The following is a 2,028-nucleotide window of genomic DNA, read 5'->3' on the forward strand; positions in this document are numbered from 1 at the left end:
GACATGGTGGTCGGGGGGGCGTGGTGGCCGGGCCGTCGGCCGTGGTGCCGGTGCCGGAGATGGTGGATTGTGGTGATTGACGCGGGGTACCCGCTCTCGCTGGTCGCCGATGCGGCACGATGGCGACATCTTCCGCGTGACCAGCTTGCGGGACGCTTGCGGGAGGATCGGGACGTCCGCGCGGTCGCGGGATGGCGGGAAGAAGGCAGGAAGGGAGCCGCCGGTGAGACGGGTGGCGGGGCTCGGTCGCGTCCCCGGGCGCCTTCATCGGGCTCGCCGGGCCTCAGCCGTTCCGGCCGGCGGTGGGTCGCCCACCGCGGCGGCATCCGAGGTGCCGATGCCTGAGGCGGCGACGCCCGAGCCATCGGGCGGGCCGCAGCCCGCCGGCGGGAGGGAGCCCCCGGCTCGGCGGGCCGACTATCACATCCCGGTCGCGCTGCGGGTCTCGGCGGGCTGGTCGTGGCGTCTGATCGTCACGGGCGCGGCCATCTACATCCTGCTGATGGTCGTGGGGCGGGTCCGGATCGTGGTGATTCCGCTCATTGCTGGGCTGCTCATCGCCGCTCTCATCCATCCGCTCGCGCACCGGCTGCAGCGGCTCGGCATGAACCGGCTGGGTGCCGCCCTCACCGCGCTGTTCGTGTTCTTCGCGGTGTTCGTGGGTGTCGGGGTGGCGGTGGGCTTCAACGCCGCGAACGAGATCCCCGCGGTCAGCGATCAGGTCAGCGAGGGCGTCGAGCAGATCCGCGGCTACCTGAGAAACGGTCCGCTCCACCTGTCGCAGAGCCAGATCGACAATCTGGTCGACGACATCCGCCAGAGCCTGGCGGACAACCGGGGGCGCCTGGTCTCCGGGGTAATCTCCGGCGCCTCGGTGGCCGCCGAGGTGCTCGCCGGCCTGCTCGTCACCCTGTTCTCGACCTTCTTCTTCCTGTACGACGGGGATCGTATCTGGGACTGGATCGTCACCCGCTTCCCGGACGGAGCGGAGGATCGGGTGCGCGGCGCCGGTCGGGAGGCGTGGAACACGCTGACCGGCTACATCCGTGGGACGGTCTTCGTCGCGGCGGTCGACGCGATCGGTATCACCATCGGCCTGGTCGGCGTGGGTGTCCCGCTCGTCGCGCCGCTGGCCCTGCTGACGTTCTTCGGCGGGTTTGTCCCGATTGTCGGGGCGGCGGTGGCCGGCGCCGCAGCGGTACTGGTGACCCTGGTCTCGAACGGCGTGCCGGATGCGTTGATCATTCTGGGCGTCGTGTTGGCCGTGCAGCAGATCGAGGGGCACCTGTTGCAGCCGCTGGTCATGCGACGGGCGGTGCGGTTGCACCCGCTCGCGATTGTCATCGCGCTGTCGGCCGGTGGCGTGTTGGCCGGCATCCCCGGTGCCATCGCCGCCGTTCCGTTCGTCGCCATGGTGAACAGGGTCGCCGGTTATCTTGCCGCGAGCGGGAAGTGACCACCACCCTGACGGGTTGATCCCGGTCGAACGGTGCCGTCGACCGAGGAGACCACATGAGCGCCGACACTCTCGACACCCCCGCGGCCACGTCCGTACCCTCACCCACGCCCGTACCCTTGCCCGCGGACGCGACCGAAGCGGTCTTCGCCGATCTCTGGTTCGACCCGTCCTGTCCGTGGGCCTGGCTTACCTCCCGCTGGCTACTGGAGGTCGAGAAGATCCGGCCGGTGCGGATCCGCTGGCACGTGATGAGCCTGTCGGTGCTCAACGAAGACCGGGACATGCCCGAGCAGTACAAGCAGCTGCTGGCCAGCGCCTGGGGGCCGGCGCGGCTCTGCGCCGCCGCCGTCGACCGGCACGGTGCGGACATCCTGCGCCCGCTGTACACGGCGCTTGGCCGTCGCCGTCACCTGGACAAGGCGGAATGGGACGAGCGGGTGCGGGCCAGCCATGCCGAGGGGATCGGCCGGGTGGGCATGGACGTGGGCACCCCGGTCATCGCCGTGGGGGAGACCGCCTTCTTCGGTCCGGTGATCACCCCGGCACCCAAGGGGGAGGAGGCCGCACGT

At 70.6% G+C, this 2,028-nt stretch carries 2 protein-coding genes; both read left to right on the forward strand.

The genetic code is table 11. The features are described from left to right. Nucleotides 1-223 precede the first annotated feature (223 nt). The gene (locus ACY5KJ_RS17770; RefSeq protein ID WP_462188113.1) at nucleotides 224-1,456 is read left to right on the forward strand and encodes an AI-2E family transporter; all 1,233 of its coding nucleotides are present in this window, start codon (nucleotides 224-226) and stop codon (nucleotides 1,454-1,456) included. A gap of 56 nt (nucleotides 1,457-1,512) precedes the next feature. After that, nucleotides 1,513-2,028: DsbA family protein (locus tag ACY5KJ_RS17775; RefSeq protein ID WP_462203894.1), on the forward strand; the 516-nt coding region annotated here is incomplete at its 3' end.

The sequence above is a fragment of the Frankia sp. CcWB3 genome (genome assembly GCF_977927595.1).